The sequence below is a fragment of the Streptomyces gottesmaniae genome (assembly GCF_031845845.1).
GTDB classification, from domain to species: Bacteria; Actinomycetota; Actinomycetes; order Streptomycetales; family Streptomycetaceae; genus Streptomyces; species Streptomyces akebiae.
This window is the reverse complement of record NZ_JAVRFJ010000028.1, coordinates 19,808-43,729: the sequence shown is the minus strand read 5'-3', so window position 1 is coordinate 43,729 and position 23,922 is coordinate 19,808. Positions and strand designations below refer to the sequence as shown.

General features: G+C 71.4%; 14 protein-coding genes. 10 read left to right on the top strand and 4 right to left on the bottom strand.

Going from position 1 to position 23,922, the window contains the following annotated elements:
• The first annotated feature begins 86 nt into the window (after window positions 1-86).
• The 7 genes from RM704_RS28365 (at window position 87) to RM704_RS28335 (ending at window position 13,741) form a co-directional block, all read left to right on the top strand.
• Complete coding sequence (locus RM704_RS28365) at window positions 87-1,406, top strand: ABC transporter substrate-binding protein (protein WP_033529080.1); 1,320 nt, start codon at window positions 87-89, stop codon at window positions 1,404-1,406.
• Window positions 1,407-1,635: 229 nt separating this feature from the next.
• A complete protein-coding gene (locus RM704_RS28360) occupies window positions 1,636-2,598 on the top strand; it encodes a carbohydrate ABC transporter permease (RefSeq protein WP_033529081.1) in 963 nt (320 codons plus the stop codon).
• Window positions 2,599-2,612: 14 nt separating this feature from the next.
• Window positions 2,613-3,434, top strand: coding sequence for a carbohydrate ABC transporter permease (locus RM704_RS28355; protein WP_033529119.1), 822 nt, complete (start codon window positions 2,613-2,615; stop codon window positions 3,432-3,434).
• 108 nt (window positions 3,435-3,542) lie between these two features.
• Window positions 3,543-5,549 (top strand): glycoside hydrolase family 127 protein, encoded by a 2,007-nt coding sequence (locus RM704_RS28350; RefSeq protein WP_052146197.1) that lies wholly within the window; start codon window positions 3,543-3,545, stop codon window positions 5,547-5,549.
• Between the two features lie 2 nt (window positions 5,550-5,551).
• Window positions 5,552-9,688: an Ig-like domain-containing protein gene (locus tag RM704_RS28345; protein WP_157856729.1), complete on the top strand. Its 4,137-nt coding sequence runs from the start codon at window positions 5,552-5,554 to the stop codon at window positions 9,686-9,688.
• A 112-nt stretch (window positions 9,689-9,800) separates the two neighbouring features.
• Window positions 9,801-11,954 carry a beta-L-arabinofuranosidase domain-containing protein gene (locus RM704_RS28340; protein WP_311591355.1) on the top strand — a complete coding sequence of 718 codons (2,154 nt, stop codon included), beginning with the start codon at window positions 9,801-9,803 and terminating at the stop codon, window positions 11,952-11,954.
• A gap of 128 nt (window positions 11,955-12,082) precedes the next feature.
• Entirely contained in the window at window positions 12,083-13,741 is a 1,659-nt protein-coding gene (locus tag RM704_RS28335; RefSeq protein WP_033529083.1) for a cellulase family glycosylhydrolase, read from the top strand.
• A gap of 106 nt (window positions 13,742-13,847) precedes the next feature.
• Here RM704_RS28335 and RM704_RS28330 read toward each other — a convergent pair whose 3' ends face one another.
• Window positions 13,848-17,000, bottom strand: a complete 3,153-nt coding sequence (locus RM704_RS28330) for a glycoside hydrolase (RefSeq protein WP_033529084.1) — start codon at window positions 16,998-17,000, stop codon at window positions 13,848-13,850.
• A gap of 201 nt (window positions 17,001-17,201) precedes the next feature.
• Between RM704_RS28330 and RM704_RS28325 the strand changes: the two genes are divergently transcribed.
• From RM704_RS28325 to RM704_RS28315, 3 genes are all read left to right on the top strand, one after another.
• Window positions 17,202-18,197 (top strand): pectate lyase family protein, encoded by a 996-nt coding sequence (locus RM704_RS28325; RefSeq protein ID WP_033529085.1) that lies wholly within the window; start codon window positions 17,202-17,204, stop codon window positions 18,195-18,197.
• Between the two features lie 36 nt (window positions 18,198-18,233).
• The gene (locus RM704_RS28320; protein ID WP_033529086.1) at window positions 18,234-18,836 is read left to right on the top strand and encodes a zinc metalloprotease; all 603 of its coding nucleotides are present in this window, start codon (window positions 18,234-18,236) and stop codon (window positions 18,834-18,836) included.
• Between the two features lie 110 nt (window positions 18,837-18,946).
• Window positions 18,947-20,677: a hypothetical protein gene (locus RM704_RS28315; protein ID WP_052146199.1), complete on the top strand. Its 1,731-nt coding sequence runs from the start codon at window positions 18,947-18,949 to the stop codon at window positions 20,675-20,677.
• A gap of 71 nt (window positions 20,678-20,748) precedes the next feature.
• Here the strand turns inward: RM704_RS28315 and RM704_RS28310 are convergent, their stop codons facing one another.
• The 3 genes from RM704_RS28310 to RM704_RS28300 all read right to left on the bottom strand — a co-directional run bounded on the left by RM704_RS28310 (window position 20,749) and on the right by RM704_RS28300 (window position 23,917).
• Window positions 20,749-21,390, bottom strand: a complete 642-nt coding sequence (locus RM704_RS28310; RefSeq protein WP_033529088.1) for a cutinase family protein — start codon at window positions 21,388-21,390, stop codon at window positions 20,749-20,751.
• Between the two features lie 137 nt (window positions 21,391-21,527).
• A complete protein-coding gene (locus RM704_RS28305) occupies window positions 21,528-22,760 on the bottom strand; it encodes a PucR family transcriptional regulator (RefSeq protein WP_192829723.1) in 1,233 nt (410 codons plus the stop codon).
• A gap of 122 nt (window positions 22,761-22,882) precedes the next feature.
• Window positions 22,883-23,917, bottom strand: a complete 1,035-nt coding sequence (locus RM704_RS28300; RefSeq protein WP_033529089.1) for an alpha/beta hydrolase — start codon at window positions 23,915-23,917, stop codon at window positions 22,883-22,885.
• Window positions 23,918-23,922 lie beyond the last annotated feature (5 nt).

The window sequence follows — 23,922 nt, the reverse complement described above, 5'->3', positions numbered from 1 at the left end:
GAAAGCCTTTTCGGTTTCTTTCGTCTCCGTCACCCGGTTCAGCGCCACCGCTCTGTGACACCACTTTGTGACAAGGGGGATCGAACATGGGGAGCACGGTCGGACCACGTGGCCGAGCGGGGCGTCTCGCCGCCGGGGCCGTCGCACTGCTCGCCGCCGCGAGCCTGGTCACCGCCTGCGGGTCGGGGGACGGCGATTCGGGCGGGGGCGGCGGAGACGGCGGAGCGGCGAACGCCACCGGCGTGGACGACGGCGCCACCCTCACGATGTGGACGCGCGCCGCGACCCGGCCGCAGAGCGAGGCCCTGGTGAAGGCCTACAACGCGAGCCACAAGAACAAGGTCGAACTGACCGTCGTCCCCACCGACGACTACCAGGCCAAGGTCGGCGCCGCCGCCGGCTCCCGCGACCTGCCCGACCTGTTCGCGTCCGACGTGGTCTTCGTCCCCAACTACACCTCCAGCGGCCTCTTCGCCGACCTCACCGAACGCGTCGACGCCCTGCCCTTCGCCGAGAACCTGGCACGGTCGCACATCGAGGCAGGCACGTACGAGGACAAGAAGTACGTGGTGCCGCACACCCTCGACCTGTCGGTGCTCTTCTACAACAAGGACCTCTACCGCAAGGCGAAACTCGACCCCGAGAAGCCGCCGACCAGCCTGCGCGAGTGGGACGAGCAGGCGCGCGCCGTGGACGGGCTCGGCGGAGACGTCAACGGCACCTTCTTCGGCGGCAACTGCGGTGGCTGCGGTGTCTTCACCTGGTGGCCCTCCATCTGGGCGGCCGGTGAGGAGGTCCTCGACGAGGACGGCACCGAGGCGCTCCTCGCCTCCGCCACCGCCAAGAAGGTCTACGACACCTACCGGGGCTGGGTCGACGACGACATCGTGGCGCCCGGCGCGAAGGACGAGACGGGCACCACCTGGACGGGGATCTTCCCGAAGGGGAAGGTCGGGGTCATGCCCATGCCGTCGACCACGCTGGGGCTGATGCCCGCGGACCTCGACCTCGGTGTCGCCCCCATCCCCGGCCCCGACGGCGGCAGGTCCACCTTCGTCGGCGGCGACGCCGTCGGGATCTCCGCGACCAGTGGGAAGGCCGACCAGGCCTGGAACTTCCTCGCCTGGACCCTCGGTGACAAGGCGCAGGTCGATGTGGTCGCCGCCCACAAGGACGTGGTGGCCCGCACCGATCTGGCGTCCAACAAGCACTCCGCCGCCGACCCCCGGCTCGTCACCATCAACGAACTCGTCGCCGACGGGCACACCCCGTACGCGCTGAAGTTCGGCCAGACCTTCAACGACCCCAACGGGCCCTGGCTGACGCTGATGCGCGACGCCGTCTTCGGCGACGGGACGTCCGTGGACGAGCACAACGAGGCGGTCAGCGCCTCGCTGGCCGACTGAACAGGTCGTCGAGGTGAGGGTGGCCGTCCGAACAGGGGCGTTCCGGTGACGGTGGCCGAGCGAACAAGGCCGTTCCGGTGACGGTGGCCGAGCGAACAGGGCCGTCCGGTGAAGGCGCCGGTCGAAGAGGGCCGTTCCGGTGCGGGTGGCCGACCGAGGAGGTTCATGCCGGTGAAGGTGTCCGACCGAGGAGGTTCATGCCGGTGAAGGTGTCCGACCGAGGAGATTCATGCCAGTGAAGGTGGCCGAGTCCGCGCCCGCCGCGCGCCGGCCCCGGCCGGACCACCGGGGGCGCCCGGCGCGGGCGTCGGTGCCGAGGTGGAGCTCCCGCCAGGCCAAGGGGCTCGCCTACGCCGCCCCCACGGCCGTGTTCGTCGCGGTCTTCTTCGTCCTGCCGCTTCTGCTCGTCGGGCAGATGTCGCTCAGTGACTGGCCGCTGCTCGCGGGGGACCGAGGGGGCAACGCCCCCGAGAACTACACGGACGCCATCGACTCCACCCTGTTCTGGCCCGCCGTCCGCTTCACCCTGCTCTACACGGTGATCGTCACGGTGATCCTGCTCGGCCTGGCCCTCCTGCTCGCTCTGCTGGTGCAGGAGTCCCGCCCCGGCGCCGGGTTCTTCCGCACGGTCTACTTCCTGCCCGGTGCCCTGGGACTGGCCTCCGCCTCGCTGCTCTTCTGGGGCCTCTACAGCCCGACCACCGGCCCGCTCGGCGGTGTCCCGGAGCAGCTCGGCCTCGCCGACGAGCCCGTGTCGTTCCTCGGTTCACCGACCTCCGCACTGCTGTCGACGGTGTTCCTCGTCGTCTGGAAGTTCGCCGGCTTCTACATGCTGATCCTGCTCGTGGGCCTCCAACGCATCCCCCACGAGGTGTATGAGGCGGCCCGGATGGACGGCGCGAGCCGCGCCCAGGTCTTCCGCTCCATCACCCTGCCGCTGCTGAGGCCGTCCCTGGCCCTGTCGCTCCTGCTCTGTGTCACCGGATCGCTGCTGGCGTTCGACCAGTTCTTCGTCCTCACCAAGGGCGGACCGGACAACAGCACCGTCACCGTCGTGCAGTTGATCTACCGCGAGGCCTTCCAGCGGATGGACCTGGGCACGGCCGCGGCCCTCTCGATCCTCGTCCTGGCCGCGCTGCTGCTGCTCAACGCCCTCCAGTTCCGCGGTCTGCGCCGCGCCGACGAGTCATGAGAGGGGACCGGACCGTGCTCGCCCGCGCCCTCGGCCGTACACCCCACTATGTCGTCGCCGGAGGTCTGGCCGTCATCTTCCTCTTCCCGCTGCTGTGGAACACCTGGGCCTCGGTCAGCCCCCAGCCCGGCACCGCCCAGGAATCCGGCCACGGCCTCGGCAACTACCGGACCCTGCTGGAGTACGACGCGGGACTGTGGCAGTACCTGCTGAACAGCACGATCGTGTCCGCACTCACCGTCGCCCTCACCCTCGGCGTCTCCCTGCTCGGCGGCTACGCCTTCGCCCGCTTCGACTTCCCCGGCAAGAACCCGCTGTTCCTGCTGACCCTGGCCATCCTGATGGTCCCGTACGCCACCCTGCTCATCCCGCTCTACGTGCTGCTCGGCAAGCTGCACCTGCAGAACTCGCTGATCGGGCTGAGTCTCGTCCTCGCCATGTTCCAACTGCCGTTCGCCACCTTCATGATGCGGATCTCCTTCGAGGCGGTCCCGCGTGAACTGGAGGAATCGGCGCTCGTCGACGGCTGTGGCACGGCGGGCGCGCTGCGCCGGGTGCTCCTCCCGGCGGTACGGCCGGGGCTGATCACCGTGGGCCTCTTCGCCTTCCTCGCCGCCTGGAACGACTTCATCGCACCCTTGATCCTGATCTCCGACAGCGAGAAGGCGCCCCTGCCGCTGGCCGTCGCCAACCTGCGGCAGCAGAGCATGGGCGCCGTCGACTACGGCGCGACCGAGGCGGGCGTGGTGGTGCTCGCCGTGCCCTGCCTGCTCCTCTTCCTGCTCCTGCAACGGCACTACGTCCGGGGCTTCATGTCGGGCGCGCTCAAGGGCTGACGCATCCGCGTGACCGGCGTGACCCGCGTGACCGGGCGCGACCCGCACGGCCCACCGACGACCGAAGGGACGAACCGGAGGCATGAACAGGTGAGGGAGAACGGGGTGATGTCATCCGTCCTGCCCGTGGCGCCGACCCGTGGCCGACTGCGGCCGCTCGGACTCGACGAGGTCAGGATCACCGGGGGCTTCTGGGCCCGACGACGGCACACCAACACGACCGTCACGCTCGACCACTGCCGCGACTGGATGGACCGCGTCGGCTGGACCGGCAACTTCCGGGCCGCCGTAGAGGGCAGGATCGAACGGGACCGGCGCGGCCGGGAGTTCGCCGACTCCGAGGTCTACAAACTCCTCGAAGCCATGGCCTGGGAGGCCGCGAACGGCGGCGACACCCCGCTGGACGCCGGGATCACCGCCCTCACCGACCTGATCGCCCCCGCCCAGGACCCCGACGGCTACCTCGGCACCGCCTTCGGCCGCCCCGGACAGCCCGCCCGCTACAGCGATCTGGAGGAGGGCCACGAACTCTACTGCCAGGGCCACCTGATCCAGGCCGGCGTCGCCCAGGCCCGCGCCCGGGGCGAGGGCGAACTCGCCAAGATCGCCCAGCGGGCCGCCGACCACGTGTGCGCCGCCTTCGGGCCGGGCGGCATCGAGGGCGTCTGCGGTCACCCCCAGATCGAGTCGGGCCTCGTGGAACTGGCCCGCCTCACCGGACGGCAGCGCTACCTGGACCAGGCCGCGCTGTTCGTCGACCGACGCGGCCACGGCACCCTCGTCGAGGGCGAGTTCGGCCGCGCGTACTTCCAGGACGACCTCCCCGTACGCCGGGCCACGACCCTGCGCGGCCACGCCGTCCGCGCCCTCTACCTCGCCGCCGGCGCCGTCGACGTGGCCGTGGAGACCGGCGACGACGAGCTGCTCGCGGCCGTCGTACGCCAGTGGGAGGTCACCGTCGCCCGCCGCACCTACCTCACCGGCGGCATGGGCTCGCACCACCGCGACGAGTCCTTCGGCGGCGACTTCGTCCTGCCTGCGGACCGCGCCTACTCCGAGACCTGCGCCGGTGTCGCCTCCGTGATGCTCGGCTGGCGGCTGCTGCTGGCCACCGGCGAGCCCCGCTTCGCCGACCTCGTCGAACGGACCCTGTTCAACGTGGTCGCGACCTCCCCGGCCGAGGACGGCCGATCCTTCTTCTACGCCAACACCCTGCACCGGCGAGACCGGGGCGTCGCACCGCCGACGGACGCCGACAGCCGGCGGGCCGACTCGGGGCTGCGCGCCCCCTGGTTCGCCGTGTCCTGCTGCCCGACCAACGTGGCACGTATCCTGGCGCAGTTGCCGGGCTATCTGGCGACGGCGGACGACGAGGGCGTGCAGCTGCACCAGTACGCCGACGCCGAGATCGCCACCTCCCTCACCGGCGGCCGGGGCGTCGCCCTGCGGGTCCGTACCGACTACCCGTCCGGCGGGACCGTGACCGTCCGGGTCGACCGCTGCCCGGCCCGGCCCTGGACCCTCTCCCTGCGGGTGCCCCGGTGGGCGATCGGCGCCACCGCCTGGCTCATCGCCCCGGACGGTGCGCGCCGCCCGGTCACCCCGGGCACGGCGGCCCTCACCCGGGTCTTCCGGCCCGGCGACGAGGTACGCCTCGAACTCCCCGTCGCCCCGCGCTGGATCCGCGCCGACCCCCGCATCGACGCCGTACGCGGCACGGTCGCCGTGCAGCGCGGGCCGCTGGTGTACTGCGCCGAGTCCGTCGACCTCCCCGAAGGCAACGATGTCGACGCGGTACGGGTGGACACCTCCGTCGACCCCGAGGACGGGGCCGGCGGTACGGCTGACACCGCCGGCACGGTCGTGGTCGCGGGGGAGGTCGCCGGGGGCACGGGGCCGAGCGCGCGGGCGTGGCCGTACGAGCCGCTCGGGCACGCCCCGCAGGAGCCGCCCGCCGAGCGCACCGGGATCGTCCTGGTGCCCTACCACTCCTGGGCCAACCGGGGACCTTCGACGATGCGGGTGTGGCTACCGACGACCGAGGAGGACCCGCCCCGGGGCTCGGACGACGGCCCCGGATCCGCCCCCGCCCCCGACCCCGCCTCAGGGAGGTAGCCGTGCCCGGATCCCGAAGACGGCGTCGTGCCAGGGCTCTGGCCGGGGTGCTGGCCGCCGGGCTGCTCGTGACGCTCGTCGCTGTTCCCGCCGAGGCGGACAACTCGGCCATCGGGTACCCGGTCTACTCCGGATCCGCCGAGCCCGTACCGGAGTTGCCCGCCGGCTTCACGGTGCGCCGTACGATGCGCGCCCAGTACGACGCCGACCGCCGAGCCGGGGACGGCACCGATTTCTGGATGGACCGCATGCTGGCCCGCAAGGGCGACGACCCGGCGGGGGACTGGCTGTTCACCCGGGGCCGGGCGGTGTTCATGAAGGAGCACGACCCAGGCCGGCTGGGCTTCGCCGGACAGGTCGCGTACTGGGAGAGCATCGACAACCGGTCCGCGTACACGGTCGACCTGATGGTGGACGGCGAGCGGCTCACCCTCCGGGAGGACGTGGCCGCCCGCGTCCAGACACCGAGTCACTGGCGCGGCGAGTTCACCCACGAGGCGACCGGACTGAAGGTCGTCCAGACCAAGTTCATCACCGACGCCAATGTGGCCGTGACACGGATGGAAATCAGTCACACGGGCTCCGGCGGCCGTGAGATCACCCTGCGGGCCTCGTCGCCGTACACCGGCACCCCGGAGGGCCGTGAACTCACCGGCACGGTGCCCGCGAAGAACAACCTCACCACGGTCTTCCCCAGGCTCAGCGGGGACGGCTTCACACCCGACGGCGACACCCTGACCCGTACCGTCACCGTCCCGGCGGGCCGCACGCTCACCACCAAGGTCCAACTCGGTTTCGTCACCGAGGAGATCACCGCGTCCCGGCCGGCGTACGACGCGGTGCGCACGGCGTCCCCGGGCGCCGCCTTCCGCGCGCACGTGCAGGCGTACAACCGCTGGTGGGCCGAGAACCTGCCGTTCATGGACCTCCCGGACGACAACATCGAGAAGACGCTCCACTACCGCTGGTGGCTGCTGCGGTACAACTACCTCGACGCCGACATCCCGGGCAGCGACTACCAGTTCCCCACCTCGATGGAAGGCGTCCTCGGCTACAACAACGCCATCGCGCTGACCGTCGGCATGTTCGTCGACGACCTCAAGTACCTGCGGGATCCGAGCTATGCGTACGGCCCCTGGGTGTCCGCCGGCGAGGTGTCGAAGAACGGGAAGTACACCGACAACCCCGGCGACCCGGAGAACTGGTCCAACAGCTACACCCAGTACATCTCGGAGGCCGCCTGGCGCTCCTACCAGGTGCACGGCGGCCCCGACGGCATCCCGCGCAACCTCGCCCGGTACGCGGAGAAGGACGTCGAGGGCCAGCTCGCGGCCTACGACCACGACGGCAACGGGCTGGTCGAGTACGACTGGGGCGCGATGACCGGCAACGACGCCGACGCGGTGTCGTTCGACTGGAAACCGGGCAACCTGGACCGCGCCGAGTCGGCGTACGTGTACAGCAACGCCATGGCGGGGGCCCGCGCGTACGACGTCCTCGGTGAGAAGGCCGCAGCCGACAGGATGCGGAGCGTCGCGCAGCGGGTGAAGGACGCCGTCCTCGAACACCTCTGGGACCCTCGGGACAAGCTGCTCAAGCACCGGCACGTGGCGAGCGACAGCCTGGTGCCCTGGAAGGAGATCAACAACTACTACCCGTACAGCGTGGGCCTGATGCCCACGCCGGACGAGGACCCGCAGTACCTCGAAGCGCTGCGGCTGTGGGCGGACGCGAAGCAGTACCCGGTCTTCCCGTTCTTCACCGCCAACCAGGCCGACAAGGCGGAGGCCGCCGAGCAGGGCCACCCCGGGAGCAACAACTTCTCCGTCATCAACTCCACGGTCACCTTCCGCTTCCTCTCCTCCGTGCTGCGCGAGTACCCCAACCGCTACATCGACCGCACCTGGTACAAGAAACTGCTCTCCTGGAACGCCTGGGCCCACTACGTCGACGGCGACAACCGGTGGCCCGACCAGAACGAGTTCTGGGCCGACGGCGGCGCCGACCCGCAGAAGATCGGCTACCGCTCCTGGATCCACCACACCATCCTCGGCACCACCAACTGGACCGTCATCGAGGACGCGATGGGCTTCCGGCCCCGCGACGACCGGAAGGTCGAGCTGTCCCCGATCGACGTCGACTGGCCCCACTTCGCCGTCACGGACATCAACTACCGCGGCACCGACGTGGCGGTGATCTGGGACGAACCGGGGGACGGGAAGCGGCCGTACGGCCGTCAGGTCCCCGAGGGCTACTCCCTCTACCTCGACGGCAGGCTCGCTCTGACCGCCGACCGGCTCACCCGGCTCGTCTACGACCCGGTCACCCGCGAGGTGACGTTCCCGGACGGGGGAGGGGCCAAGGCCCGCACCACGGGGCTGCGGACGGCCGTGGCTGCCCCGCAGGACGTCGAGTTCGACCGCGAGGACCGGGTCACCGACCTGTTCGCCAAGGCCGGACGGGACCTGACCGGCACGGCGACGGAGAACCTCGCCGCCGGTGCCACGGCCCGCGCCTCCCACGAGGCCGAGGGGCGAGGCGCGGCCGGGGCCGTCGACGGGTTCACCGTCAACGAGCCCCACTGGGGCGCGCGCGGCTCGGGGAACGCCGAGGACTGGTACGAGATCGACTTCGGACGACCCCGCGCGGTCGACGACGTCCGGCTGTACTTCTCCAGCGACAAACGACCGGGCGGGTACGCCGAGCCCGCGCTCTACACCGTGCGGTACCAGGACCGGGAGGGCCGTTGGCGGGACGTGGCCCGGCCCGCCAAGACACCCACCTATCCCCGGGCCAATCTGAACCAGGTGCGCTTCACGAAAGTGACCGCGCAGAAGCTGCGGGTGTCGATGCGGCACCGCGACGGGCACACCAGCGGCCTGAAGGAGATCCAGGCGTTCCACACCGGTGCCCGGCCCCCGGCGGCCCGCGACCGGGCCCCCTACGTCGAGGCGTGGCGGGACACCACGTACAGCCGTCCCGGGCAGGTGCGGCTCACCGGCGTCGTCGAGGACGACGGCCTGCCGGAGGGGAAGCTCACCTCCGTGTGGCAGGCGGTGGACGGGCCCGACGGCGGCGCGGTCATCTTCGACGACCCGGGCACGCCGACGACCGTCGCCCGCTTCACCGCGCCCGGCACCTACACCCTCGAACTCACCGCCACGGACGGCGCGTCGGGCTCCTCGAAGAAGGTCGTGGTCAGAGCCGAGGGGCCGTCCGACGGGCAGGTGAACGTGGCGCCCTTCGCGACCCCCACCGCCTCCTACACATCCGGCTGGGAGTCGGTCGCGGCGATCAACGACGGCCGGGAGCCCGCCTCCTCCTCCGACGCCCCGCGCTGGGGCAGCTGGCCGCAGAAGGGCACCCAGTGGGTCCAGTACACCTGGGCCGAACCGGTCCGCGTGGACGGCTCCGACCTGTACTTCTTCCGCGACGCCCAGCCCGGCGCGGGCGACGGCGTCGGCGTGCCCGCGTCCTGGGTCATCGAGTACCGGGACGGTGACACCTGGCGCGAGGTCGCCGCGCCCAGCGGCTACGGCACCGCCGAGGACGGCTACAACAGGACCACCTTCACCCCCGTCACGACGACGGCCCTGCGCGCCCGGCTCACCGGGCATCCGAACCTGGCCCTAGGTGTCCAGGAGTGGAAGGTGTACGCGCAGACGCCGGATGCGGTGCGCGAGATCCACGTCCCCACCCCACGCGGCACGATTCCCGAACTGCCGGACGAGGTGACGCTGGTGTACGAGGACGGCGCCACGGCCCGCTCACCCGTCGCCTGGCCCGCGCTGACGGAGGAACAGGTCGCCGTGGGAGGCACCGGCGTCCGGGTCACCGGGATCGCCGACCTCGTGGCACGCCCGGTCACCGCGACCGTGTGGGTGCGGCAGACCGACGCGGTCGAGATCACCAGCGTCGCCGAGGAGCATGTCACGACCCGGGCCGGCCGGGCGCCCACTCTCCCGGCGACCGTCGTCGCCACCTACAACGACGGCTCCAAGGACAGCCGCGTCGAGGTCACCTGGGACCCGGTGGAACCGGGCCGGTACGCCGAGCCCGGCACCTTCGAGGTGAAGGGGACCGTGGCGGGCACGACGTACCGCGTGACGGCGACGGTCACCGTGACGGGGCCGTCGTGACCGCCCCACCGCGGCTCGACCGCCCCACCGCGTCGTGACCCCTCACTCCACCCCGCACCCTGCGCCGCCACATCCCCCACCCGCCGAACGAGAGAAGATCGGAGTCCAGAGCATGCCCCAACCCCCCACCCGGCGACGGCTGTTGAGCCTGGCCGCCGGCGCGGCCGCCGTCGGCCCGCTCACGCAGGCCACCTCGCTCGCGCACGCCGCCCCGGCCCACCGAGCGACCGCCCGGACGCAGGCCGCCCCGCTGCCGATCCCGCCCACCTGGTCGGTGCACCCCTTCCCGCTGGACCGGGTCACCCTCGGCGACGGCGTGTTCCGGGCCAAGCGCGACCTGATGCTGAACTACGCCCGGTCCTACCCGGCCGACCGCATCCTGGCCGTCTTCCGCGCCAACGCCGGACTCGACACCCGGGGCGCCAGGCCGCCCGGCGGCTGGGAGACCTCCGACGGCAACCTGCGCGGCCACTACGGCGGCCACTTCCTCACCCTCGTCGCCCAGGCCTACGCCGACACCCGCGAGTCCGCCCTGAAGACCAAACTGGACCATCTGGTCGCCGCGTTGGGGGAGTGCCAGACGGCGCTGGCCGAGCGCGGCACGCCGAGACCCAGCCACCCCGGCTTCCTGGCGGCGTACCCGGAGACACAGTTCGTCCTGCTGGAGAGCTACACCACGTACCCGACCATCTGGGCGCCGTACTACACCTGCCACAAGATCATGCGCGGGCTGCTCGACGCCCACACGCTGGCCGGGAACGCCCAGGCGCTGACCATCGCCGCGAAGATGGGCGACTGGGTGCACAGCAGGCTCGGCGGGCTGCCCAGGGCGCAGCTGGAGCGTATGTGGTCCATCTACATCGCCGGTGAGTACGGCGGCATGAACGAGGTGCTGGCCGACCTGTACGCCCTCACCGGCAAGCCCGAACACCTGGCCGCCGCCCGCTGCTTCGACAACACCGCGCTGCTCGACGCCTGCGCCCAGGACCGGGACATCCTCGACGGGCGCCACGCCAACCAGCACATCCCGCAGTTCACCGGCTATCTGCGGCTGTACGACGAGACGGGGGAGGAGCGGTACGCCGAGGCGGCGCGCAACTTCTGGGGCATGGTCGTCGGACACCGGACCTACAGCCTCGGCGGTACCGGGCAGGGCGAGATGTTCAAGGCCCGTGACGCCGTCGCGGCCACGCTGAACGACAAGAACGCCGAGACCTGCGCGACGTACAACATGCTGAAGCTGAGCCGGCAGTTGTTCTTCCGGGAGCCGGACGCGGCTCGGATGGACTACTACGAGCGGGGGCTGACGAACCACATCCTCGCCTCCCGCCGGGACACCGCGAGCACGAGCAGCCCGGAGGTCACCTACTTCGTGGGGATGGGCCCCGGCGTCGTGCGCGAATACGGCAACACGGGCACCTGCTGCGGCGGCACCGGCATGGAGAACCACACCAAGTACCAGGACTCGGTGTACTTCCGCTCCGCCCTCGGCGACGCGCTGTACGTCAACCTCTACCTCGCCTCGACCCTGCGGTGGCCGGAGCGTGGGCTCGTCGTCGAACAGACGAGCACCTATCCGGCGGAGGGCGTGCGCACCCTGGTCTTCCGCGAGGGCGGGGGTCGGCTCGATCTGCGACTGCGGGTGCCGTCCTGGGCAACGGCCGGGTTCACCGTGACGGTCAACGGGGTGCGGCAGCCGGTCGAGGCCGTGCCCGGGACGTATCTGTCGCTGAGCCGGGAGTGGCGGCGCGGTGACCGGGTCGGGATCTCGGCGCCGTACCGGCTGCGGGTGGAGCGGACCCCGGACGACCCCACGGTCCAGTCGGTGTTCTTCGGCCCGCTCCTGCTGGTCGCGCAGAGCACGGAGGCCGCGTTCCGCGGCTTCTCCTTCTACAAGGACTTCACCCTGCGCGGCGATCTCGCCGACGCCGTGCGCCCCGAGGGAAGACCCCTGCACTTCACCACGCACGGGCTCACCCTCGCGCCGTTCTTCGCCGGGAACGACCTCCGCTACCACGCCTACTTCCGGCGCTCCGAGCCCGTGGTCGTGTTCGGTACGGCCGGTTCCGGGATCCCGAACCGGAGCCGTGGGGACGGGCTGACCTTCCTCGACGTGCTCTGGGCCCGGGCGCCCTTCGCGACGTCCGAGGCGTTCGTACGGGCGGTGCGGGTCCTCGCCGACGGCTGGGTGGCCGAGGGACGGTTCACCGGCGCCGAGCGGGACGCGGTCGTCGCCGCCGCGGTCCGGGCGGGTCTTCGCCGCTGACCGCGCGCGAAGGGTTGACGTGTACGGGGCGAGATGGGTTTATGGGAGCGCTCCCATAGGCTCATCTCCTCGGCACCCCCACCTTTCGATGCCTGACCTCTCGGCGCCCACCCCCACCTGGAGTCGCAGTGAGAACTGGAAGAAACCCCCTGAGTACCCTCCTGACCGGCCTCGCGAGCCTGCTCGCGCTCACCCTCCTCGGCGTCCTCGCCCCGGCCGTCGCCCTGGCCCAGTCGGCCCCCGACGTCCGGGCCACCGGCCTGCACATCAGCGACGGCCGGCTGCTGGAGGCCAACGGCAACGATTTCGTGATGCGCGGCGTCAACCACGCCCACACCTGGTACCCGGGCGAGACCCAGTCGCTGGCCGACATCAAGGCGCTCGGCGCCAACACCGTCCGCGTCGTCCTCTCCGACGGGCACCGCTGGACCGAGAACAGCCCCGCCGACGTGGCGAACGTCGTCGCCCAGTGCAAGGCCAACCGGCTCATCTGCGTCCTGGAGGTGCACGACACCACCGGATACGGCGAGGAGGCCGCCGCCGGCACGCTCGACCACGCCGCCGACTACTGGATCGGTCTCAAGGACGTCCTCGTCGGCGAGGAGGACTACGTCATCGTCAACATCGGCAACGAGCCCTGGGGCAACACCGACCCCGCGGGCTGGACCGCCCCCACCAAGGCCGCCGTGCAGAAGCTGCGGGCCGCAGGCTTCGAGCACACGATCATGGTGGACGCGCCCAACTGGGGCCAGGACTGGCAGGGCGTCATGCGCGCCAACGCCCAGTCCGTGTACGACGCCGACACCACCGGCAACCTGATCTTCTCGATCCACATGTACAGCGTCTTCGACACGGCCGCCGAGATCACCGACTACCTCGGTGCCTTCGTGAACGCCGGACTGCCGCTCCTCATCGGCGAGTTCGGCGGGCCCGCCGACCAGTGGGGCGACCCCGACGAGGACACCATGATGGCCGCCGCCGAGCAGTTCGACCTCGGTTACCTGGCCTGGTCCTGGAGCGGCAACACCGATCCGATCCTCGACCTGTCGATCGACTTCGACCCGACGCGGCTCAGCGCCTGGGGCCAGCGCATCTTCAACGGCGCCAACGGCATCGCGCAGACGGCCGAGGAGGCCACCGTCTTCGGCGGCGGCACCCCGGGCGACACCCAGGCGCCGAGCACCCCGGGCACCCCGGCCGCCTCGGCGGTGACGGCGACCTCGGCCACGCTCTCCTGGACGGCCGCCACCGACAACGTCGGGGTCACCGGCTACGACATCGTCCGGGTCAGCGGCTCCACGGAGACCAAGGTCGCGGCCTCCACCACCAACTCCGTCACCCTGACCGGCCTCACCGCCGACACGGCGTACACCTTCGCCGTCTACGCCCGGGACGCCGCCGGGAACCGGTCGGCCCGCTCGGCGACCGTGAACGTCACGACGGACGAGGGTGGCGGCACACCGGCCGGGAACTGCTCCGTGACCTATCGGGCCACCAACGAGTGGCAGGGCGGCTTCCAGGGCGAGATCGTCATCCGCAACACCGGCACCACCGCCGTCAGCGGCTGGACCCTGGCCTTCGCCTTCGCCGACGGCCAGACGATCACCAACATGTGGGGCGGGACCGCCACTCAGAGCGGCGGTTCGGTGAGCGTGAAGCCCGCCTCCTACACGTCCACCATCCCGGCCGCGGGGTCCGTGACGGCCGGGTTCATCGGGACCAAGGGCGCGACCAACAGCGCGCCGACGGCCTTCACCCTCAACGGGGCGAACTGCGCGAGCAGTTGACCAGCCCGGTGAGGTGACCGATTCTCGCGGGGCCCCGGTTCCTGCCAGGTGGCCGTTCCTCGCGAGGTGACCGGCGGGGGCCTGCTCGCGGCCCCCGCCGGTCACATCAGCGTCGTACGAGCGTGATCCGGTACGTCCGGGTCCGTGAGCCGTCCTCACTGGTGACCGTGACGACGGCGGTGGTCCGGCCGACGCGGTCCACGGTGACGGTCGCGTACGGGTCGCGCGCCGTCGCCGTGACCCGCGCCCGGTTGGGGTCGTCGGTCGCCACCCGGTAGGCGGTGGTGTCGGGGTCGAAGGACCCGAGCGGCCGGCCGGCGACCTCCACGGCGGTGGCGGCCGCGTCCGAGGAGGCACCGGCGGCCTTGGCGTACACCTCGATCTCGCCCATGGTGATGTAGCCGCCCGGACGCGCGGTCATCACCACGCGCACACCGGTCACCGGGCCCGCGGCGAGCGGGACGTCGATCACCGGGGTGCCCTCCGTGCCGACCGCCACGGAGCCGCCCGCGTCCGTCCAGGGACCGTTCTCGGTGGCCTGGACCTGCACCTTCAGGCTCTCCGGGAAGGAGACATTGCTCCCGTCCCGGTGGAAGTGGGCGACGATCCGGGTGAGATCACGGGCCTTCGGGAGACCGAAGGTGATGGTGTCGGACGGGTTCTTCGTGCCCGACCTCCAGTTGGACCAGGCCTTCTCGGCGGTGGTGCCGTTGCGCAGCCGCTCGGCGGAGTAGCCGCTCTCGGTGAAGGTGGCGCCCACCGAGACGTCCGGGTCGGTCGCGATGTTGCCCTGTGTCGCCTCGGTGACCTGGACCCGTACCGTCGCCTCGACCGTGCCACCGCCGACGACCTCCGCGCTGCCCGGCAGGGTCACGACCCCGGCCTCGTCGAACGCCTCCTCGGGTGCCGCGTCCCAGCTCACCGGGAGGGTGGTCCGGCCGCCGTGCCGGCCGACGCCGACGACCGTCGCCGGCAGCTCCGGTGCGCCGCCCACGTACGTCTTGGCGCGGGCGGGCAGGGTCGAGGCGATCGTGTCGACGGTGACGAGGGCCTTCGCGGGAAGCTTGCGGCCGAGGGCGTCGGTCGCCGCACCCCGCACGCGTACCGTGCCGGGCTCGCGCCACTTCCGGTCCGACGGCAGCTCCCACTCGACGGGCAGGCTGCCGCGGGCGCCGTCCCGGTACACCGGGGTCACCGTCCGCGGCAGCTCCGGCCGCAGCCCGGGGACGGTGAACGCCTCGGCCCGTTCGGTGCGCAGCACGGTCTCGTCGGTCACCGCCCAGCGCTGGTTGGGGGCCGAGGTCGGGGTGTACGTCGACACCTTGGCGCCGTCCGCCGAGGACTGCCCGGTGACGTCGAGGAGGCGGCCGGTGGCGGCGTTCACGAAGGTCCAACTGCCGTCGCCCGTGGTCGACATGATCCACTGGGCGGCCGCGGGGACCTCCCCGGCGACCGGCTCCTCCAGGACGGCCTGGTGGTCACGGACGGCGAGCCGCCTGCCGGTGCCGGCGTCGGTGAGGGCGTAGCGCTCGCGGTTGTCGCGGCCGGGGGTCAGCTTCTGGACGGACCACAGCTGCCGGGCGCTCGCGGCGTCGGTCGTGCGGATGACGACGCCGGTGCCGTCCTCCGACGGGGTCAGCGACTTGCCGCTCTGGGCGCCCTGGAGCCGGTACACGTGGCCGGGCTGGACGAGGGCGGCGTCCTTGGCCACACCGCTGACGCCGTCGACCAGGAAGGTGGTGACGGACTTGGCCGGCACGTCGAGGGTGGCGGCACGGTCCTTCACCCGGACCGGCGTGCCCTCGACGAGGGCCCCGTCCGCGCTCGTCACCACGGGGGTGACGGTGGCGCGGGAGGAGACCTTCCCGAAGCGCGAGAGATCGAGGGTGACGGAACGCCCGGTCGTGCCGCTGTTGACGTGGACCACGGAGGCCGCGCGGCCGGACTTCTTGACGGCGGCGACGCTGGAGGGGTCGTCGACCTTCACGAAGCGGTCGCCCGGGCGGATGTGGTGGGTGAAGTTGCGGATGGTGTGGAACTTGGAGTTGGCCCGGATCGGGCAGGTCTCCAGGGTGTCCGTGGCCGTGCAGTTGAACGGCACATGGATGCTGCCCCAGTTCTTGCCGGCGGCGGCCTGTGGGATCGAGTCCTCGATCGGCTGCCAGAACACCCAGGCGGAGGGCTCCAGTTCCCGCATGTCGTCGACCATGCGGGTGGCGATGCCGAGACCCGGTTCCATGCCGGTGAAGTCGGTGCCGGTGCCCCAGGTGCCCTCGACCTCGCTCATCCAGAGCTTCTTGTCCGCGCCCTTGGCGATGTCACGGGCGCTGGTGCGCATGCCGGTGCCGTAGGTGTGCACGTTCAGCTGGGGGACCGCCGCCCGCGCGGAGGTGTCGTACGCGTTCCAGTTCTGGGTGAAGATCGTGGGGTTGGTCTCGTCCATCGCGGAGATCTCGGCGTCGGTCGCCGCTCCCCGCAGTGCCTCGTCGAGCGCGAGGACGACCTTCTGCTGGAGCGCCGGACCCGCGTGCGCGCCCTCCTGGCGGCCCCCGGTGGGCTGGCCGTTCGCGCCGATCTGGGTGCCCCAGTAGTTGGTGTTGGGCTCGTTCAGCGGGGCGATGGTGTCGAAGTCGATGCCGTGCCGCTTCTCCAACTCCTCGGTGACGCGCACCAGGTACGTGGCGAACTCGTCGACGCGGTCGGCCCGGATCTGGTCCGTGTTCGCGTCGAAACCGCCGGAGACATAGCCGCTGACGGTCTGGAACCAGGGCGGCGAGTTGCTGAACGCCTCCCAGGTGTCGACCTTGTCCTTGATCTGGTCCACCCACCAGCGCTGGCCCGAGTCGGCGTCCCAGTCCCAGTGGTCCGGATCGTTCGGGTCCCACCACTCCATGTCCTGCCGGGTGGTGCCCTCGGGTGCCTTCCAGAAGCCGTCCATCGTCGCGCCGGCCTTCATGTAGTCCTTGCGGACGTCCGGGGCGTTGCCGCCGCCGATGTTGTAGCGGGCGATGGTGAGTCCGAGGCCGTCCTCGCCGAACAGCATGTCGACCAGCTGTCTTCGGATGGGCTCGGGGTAGTTCCCCGTGGCGTTGGCGAACCAGACGAGGCTGGTGCCCCAGCCCTCGAACTCCTGCTGCCGGTACGACGGGTCGATCCGCACGGTGACCGCGCCCGGCGCCGCCTGCGCCGCCGATGCCGTCGCGTCCGCGCTCGCCGGGGGCGCGGTCACGAGGCCCGCGCCGAGTACCAGGGGGGCCATGGCTGCCAGAGCCCGGGCGGTGCGATGTCGTGGGGTCACGACACTCCTTCCACAAGAGAGGCGAACGCGATCTCGTTGACATGCCCAAAACACGTGCTTAGCATTCAGGAAACTGAAAGCGCTTTCTAGCCCTTGTGTGCACGGATTCACGCGAATTCGCAAGACCCAGGAACGTCCCCCACTCGTCCCGGGAGGAACCACATGAGGTCGTCGTCACGCACGGTTTCCGCACTCACGCTCGCCCTGCTGCTCGCCGCCGCCGCGCCCGTCGAGGCCGGCACGCCCCCCACCGCGCCGCCCGCATCCCTGGCGGAGACGTCCCCCACCGGCTTCGCCGCCGTCAACGCGCTCGGACAGAACGGCACCACCGGTGGGGCCGCCGGCCCCACCGTCACCGCCACCACCACCGAGCAGTTCCTGGAGTACATCGACACCACGGGCCCGCTGGTCATCCGGGTCCAGGGCACGATCGACATCACCAGCAAACAAGGCGTCCGCCCGAACAAGACCATCATCGGGGTCGGTTCCTCGGCCGTCATCAACGGCGGCGGCCTGGAGTTCTACCGCTCCTACAACGTCATCGTGCGGAACATCAGGTTCACGAACGCCGAGGACGACGCCATCAGCGTGGGCCGGGAGTCCCACCACATCTGGATCGACCACAACGAGTTCGTCGCCCCGCTCGACGGCGCGGTCGACGTGGTCCGCGCCGCCGAGTACGTCACCGTCTCCTGGAACTGGTTCAACAAGACCGACAAGAGCATGCTGCTCGGGCACTCCGACGGCAACGGCAGCCAGGACACGGGGAAGTTGAAGGTCTCCGTCCACCACAACTTCTTCGACGGCTCACGGCAGCGGCACCCCCGGGTCCGGTTCGGCGAGCCGGTGCACGTCTACAACAACTACTACAAGGGCAACGCCATCTACGGCGTCGCCTCGACGATGAACGCGGGCGTCGTCGTCGAGGGCAACCACTTCGAGGGCGTCCCCCACCCCTGCTATTCCGCGAGCGGTTACGACGCCTCGGGGCCGGGCCGACTGGTCCAGCGCAACAACGTCTTCGCCGGCTCCGGGGCGTGCGAGACCAACGGCACGGTCGTCGAACCCCGCACGTACTACGCCTACACGCTGGACCCCGCCGCGGACGTCCCGGCCCTCGTACGGGCCGGGGCAGGCACCGGAAAGATCGGTGCCTGAACTCCCCACCCCCCCCACGAAAAACAGGAGAGCCCCATGAACTCACCGCGCAGGCAGGTGGTCGTGGCCGCCCTGGCGGCCGCGCTGCTCGCCGGACCCGGCGTCGCGCAGGCGGCCCCGCAGGCCGGGCCCGTGCCCGGCGAGCGGGCGGCCGCCGCCACCATCACCTGGACCCTCGTACGGGCGAGCAACCCGACGCAGGACCAGCAGTCGGCGTACGCCACCATCACGACCGCCATGAACGCGGCCGTCGCCCGGTACAACAACCTCAGCGACCTCGGCAAGAACATCACCGTCCGCTACGAGCCGGGCGTCCCCACCGCCGACGGCAACATCAACGGAACCATCCGCTTCGGCTCCAACCGCAGCTACATGAACGAGCGGACCGCGCTGCACGAGATCGCGCACACCATAGGCGTCGGCACCAGCGCGGGCTGGTCGCGGCTGGGCGGCAGCGGCACCTGGACCGGCGCGGGAGCCACCGCACTGGTCCGGCAGTACGACGGGGCGAGCGCGAAGATCTCCACCGGGGGCGGCCACTTCTGGCCGTACGGCCTGAACTACGACAACGAGTTCTCCGGCACGGCGGCCGACCGGCACGTCCGCATCGTGTCCGCCATGGTCAGCGACGGGCTGTGACCGCGTCGACGGCGGCGGCGGTTGGTGCCCGGTGACAAAGGCGCCGACGGTGGCTGCGTTGTTGTGAGCATGGGGCGGTGGGGCCGCGTTCGCGGTCCTACCGTCCCAGCATGAACACGAGTCACAGCAGAGGAAAGACCTCACGACCACTGCGCAGCGCCGCGCTGGCGGTGCTGCTGACCGTCGGGGCGGTCACCGGCGCCGCCCCGGACGCCCGGGGCGAGAGCGCGCGCACCGAGACGGCCGTCGCGACGACGAGCCCCGTCGAGGGGGTGACCGAGACGCTGGTCCGCGTGCGGGCGCCGCTGCCGGCGTCCTTCGGCGCGCGCCCGGCGGCGTGCGACTGGCTGTCGTACCTGCGCTACCGGTCCGCCGACGGGCCCGCCGCCTCGGCCGACGCCGACCGGATCCTCGTCGCCCAGCCGGGCATCCTGGAAGGCGCCGGAGCCTTCGACAGCGTCGCCCGCAACACCGTCGCCCGCGCCGCCGAACAAGGACGGCACATCGAGTTCTGGGCTCTGGACCGGCGCTCCAACTGCCTGGAGGACCGCACCGGCGTGGCCTCCGGCGACCAGCACACGGCCGTCGACTACTACTACCGGGACAAAGAGGTCGAGGGCCGCACCTTCGACGGCTACGTCGGCAACGGTGAACTGGGCTGGATGGCGAAGCTGGGCATCGAGCGGACCGTCCGCGACCAGTACGACCTGCTCACCGCCGAACTGCCCGACCAGGGGGTGCGCAAGGAGAAGGTGCTGTGCGGCGGGCACTCGCTGGGCGGTGTGATCACCGGCTACTTCGCGACCGCCGACTTCGACGGCGACCGGACCACCACGGCCGACGCCGGACACCGCCAGTGCGCCGGCTACTTCGCCCTCGACACCACCGTCTCCACCTCCCTCGCCGACCTCAGCGGCAGCATCCCGGACGACACCAACCTGCCCGACGTGGGCCTCGGTTACGGCGCGGTGCAGGCCGGGCTCGACAGCGGACTGCTGCCGCGCACGCTGTCCGCGCCGGTGCTCCTCAACCCGGAGATGATGACGCTGCTGGCCATCGCCGGCCTGGGAGCGTTGCAGGACCCGGGCGGCGAGGCCACCCTGCCGGGCTACCTGCCCCTCAACACCAACATCGAGGTCACCAACCGCTTCCTGTTCTCCGAGGACACCGCCACCTTCCTCTCCGGCTCACCGGCGGTGAGGGACTTCCGGCTCACCAACGAGGCGATCCTCGGCGCGCTGATGGACGACCACTCCGTACCGCTGGCGTTCCTCCAGAGCAGTGTGGGCTTCTTCGACGGCGGGCCGGTCGTCGACAAGAACTTCCCCGTCGCCAACGGGAGCACCGGGCAACCGGCGCTGTTCGGCAGCGAGTACAAGGCGATCCCCGACCGACCGGGCGGCCCGCTCTACACCTGGCGCAACTACGACCGGGTCGGCGACCCCGACGACCCCGGCTACCGATCGGCGGACGGCACCCCGTTCACCGGCGCGGGCAAGGAGGTCACCGACATCCAGGAACTGGCCCGCAGCATGGCCCAGCAGCCGCTGGACTTCACCGAGCAGTACTTCCCGACCAAGCTGGTCACCGACCTTCAACTGTCCACCTCGCCCCAGGTGAAGCGCCTCGTCGTCCACCCCGACGGACTCACCGCCAACCCGACGCTCACCGTGCTCGCGGGCGACGGACTGCTCGCGGGCCGCGTCCCCGCCGACCTCGACCCCGTGGTCGCCGACGGCTACCAGCACCTCGACGTGCTCACCGCCGCGCCCACCCAGAACGACGGCCGTCCCGAACCCGTCTCCACGAGCCTCACGGAGTTCGCGCGGGACACCGAATAGCCATCGCCCCCATGGAGGAAGGGCCCGGGAGGATCTCCTCCCGGGCCCTTCGCCTGCGTGCGTGGGGTCGGTCAGACCTTGGTCGCGGCGAAGGCCGCCGCCGCGTCCGCGTTCGCCCGGTAGCTCAGGTGCGCGCCCGTGTCGCCCCCACCGTTCTCGCAGACCGGGTCACCGGCCGCACAGAAGTCGATGGTGCGGCTCTGGTAGGTGCCGGTGACGCTCTTGCCTATGGCCCGGATCGGGTTGCCGAACAGCAGCACCGAGGAGACCTTCGGTTCGAGCGTGGCGGGAATGGTGGCCACGATGGGGCTGCCGACCACCGCGCCGGCGCTGCTGATGCCGATGGAGTTGTCGACGACATTCGCGCCCTGCGAATAGCCGACCAGAATAAAACGCTGGTTCGGACAGGCGGCGGCCTGGCTCCTGACATGGTTCACCAGGTCTGCGTTTCCCTGCGCGGCCGAGGTGAGAGAAAGGTCCGCGGGATAGTTCACCTTGTAGCTGGACAGGGATTTGCCCGTGAGTTTCTTCTGCAGCGCCGAATACACGGGGTCGCCGACGATGAAGCCGAGCGTGCCCGGCTCGAACGTGCCGCGAGCTGAGACGACGTCGATGTCCGTGCAGGCCGCAGCTGCGGCCGTGGGCATCGAGACGGTGGCCAGTCCGGCCCCGCCGGCCAGCGAGAGCGCGGCGAGGCACAAGCGGATGCGCATGGGGATCCTTTGAGGGTGGGGCGCGTGGTGCGCCTGTGGAAAAGGACGTCCCGAAGGTATTCGCTGTGCCAGGCCGAGTGTTATGGACGAGAATTCAAAAATCGCTTTCGTTTTTGTGCCGAGGTGAGTCGATGATTTTATGCGGTGAACGTGTCGTCGTCCCGCACGGCCTCCGCCCGCAGGGCGAGGATGAGGTCCAGTCGGGTAGCGGGGTCGTGCAGGGCCTCGCCGAAGAGCTTCTCCAGCTGCCGCAGGCGGTAGCGGACCGTCTGCGGGTGGATGTGGAGGCGGGCGGCGACATCGGGCACGTTGCTGCCGCCGAGCAGCCACGCCAGCAGGGTCTCGGCGAGCCGGCCGCGCGGCCCCTCGGCGACCGAGTCCAGCGGGGCCAGCACCTGGGACCGGAGGTGGTCGAGCATCGGCTCGTCGCTGTGCAGCAGCAGGGTCGAGAGATGGTCCGCGCAGCGCACCACGCCCTGCCGGGGCAGGATGCCACGCCCCATCAACCCGAGCGCACGGGTGGCCCAGCGCAGTGAACGGGCGGCCTCCGTGAGCGGAACCGACGGCCCGATCGCGGCCGGCCGCCCCCGCAGTGCGAGCGTGAACGCCCGGCCGCCGAAGCCGCCCGAGCCGTCCGGGTCGGGCACGAGCATCCGTGGTGGCCGGGACTCCATGTCCACCAGCGCCCCGGCGGCGGCCAACGGCCGCTCCTCCCGTCGGTCGGGCGAGGCCGCGAGGACGACGACCGCGACGTGCGTCGGCACGGACCACCGGGCGCCGTGCGCCAGGTCGCGCACCGCCTCCGGCAACACCGGCCGCTCGCCCAGCAACAGGGCGAGCAGCCGCCCTCGGCGCCGTTCCAGCTCGTCCGTGCTGCGCAGCTGCCCCTCCGCGTACCCCGCCGCCGCGGCCTCGGCCACCTCGTGCACCGTCCGGAACGCCAGTTCACCCAGCCTGGCCATGACGGAGGAGTCCAACCCGAGTTCCTCCGTCGTGCGGCCCAGCAGCCGCCAGGCGTGCAGCCCTCCGACCCGCAGCGCGGACTGCAGTGTTTCGAGGCTGTGGCCCTCCAACGCCTCGCCACGCCCCAGCTCGTGATAGATCGCGGTGATCGAGTCTCCCCGGCCGCGCGGATCGGCGATGTGGTCGACGAACAGGGTCAGCGCCTGCACGACCCCCGATCTGAGCAGTGCGCGGCTCGCTCCGTCGAGCGACCGGGAGGCGTACTCCGGGACCTGTCTGCACACCTCCTCCTCCACCTGGTCGGCGACGTCCTTCAAGTGTTCGCGCAGCAGTTTGACCAGTTCGGGCGGCACCGGGGCGGCGCCGGGACCGTTCGGTACGCCGTACGGCGGGATGGGGGCAGCCACGGCGGACCCTCCTTTCGCCCGGAAGCGGCTCACCCGCGGGCTGACGCCCGTGGGGCGAGGGACAAGTCCAGGGTTGGACGGATGTCCCCTGCGCTCCGTTCCGTGCCCCGACGGCACCGGCCTCACGCCGGCACCCCCAGCGCACCGGCGAGCATCGGCCATGATGCGCCGAACTCCCGTTTCCAGTAGGCCCAGCCGTGCCCTCCGCCCGCGTAGAAGTGGGTCGTCACCGGCACCCGGAGCGACGCGAGCGTGTCCGTGAAGGCGTGGGCGGACGGCCAGAGCAGGCTCTCCAGCGCCTCGGGGAGCCAGTCGCCGATACCGCCGACCACTCCGCTGCCGCTCGACACGTACAGGGGGGTGCCGCGCAGCCCCGCCGCCCGGGAACGCGGGTTGAAGTCCCGCCAGGTGAGCACGTTCAGGATCGGGCTGCCCCACAGCGACCGGGGAGCCAGGTTCTCGCGGGACACGATGGCTTCCATCAGGTTCGGCACCCCGGGTGCCATGGTGTCGAGGATGCCGCTGTACGAGGCCGCCGCGGCGAACCTCCCCGGGTGACGTGCCGCGTGGGCCATCGCGCCGTAGCCGCCGGTGGAGACACCGGCGATCGCCCGGACCCCGGACGCGCGGTAGTCGCGGGCGAGCAGCGCGGGGACCTCGGAGACCTGGAACGTCTCGTAGTCGGGTCCGTCGCGCCAGGCGGTGGGAATGCCGGTCGGCCCCGCGTCCGGCATCGCCACGATCAGCTCCCGGCCCGCCGTGAACGCCTCGATGTCCGTCTCCCGGGTCCAGGACGTGTGGTCGTCGTGCGCGCCGTGGAGGAGGTACAGCACGGGATATTTCCGGGTGGGCTGAGCGTCGAAGGAGGAGGGGAGGATCAGCCGCACGGGGGCGCTGCGGCCCAGGGCCGCGGAGGGCAGGGAGACGTCGAGGGTCCGGGGGCCGAGGCGGGTGACGGTGCCGCTGCCCGGGGCGCCGGTCGCGGTGGCCGCCGCCCGGCCCGCGCGCCGGGCGGGGGCCGGCCGGGAACCGGAGGCGGCCGCCCCGGCGGTCCCGGTGGTCGCGGCACCGAAGAGGGCGGCGACGCCCGTCACGGCGGCCGCTCTGGTGACGGCACGACGGGACATCGCGGTGGTGCGGTCGGTGGAGTCGGACATGGCGG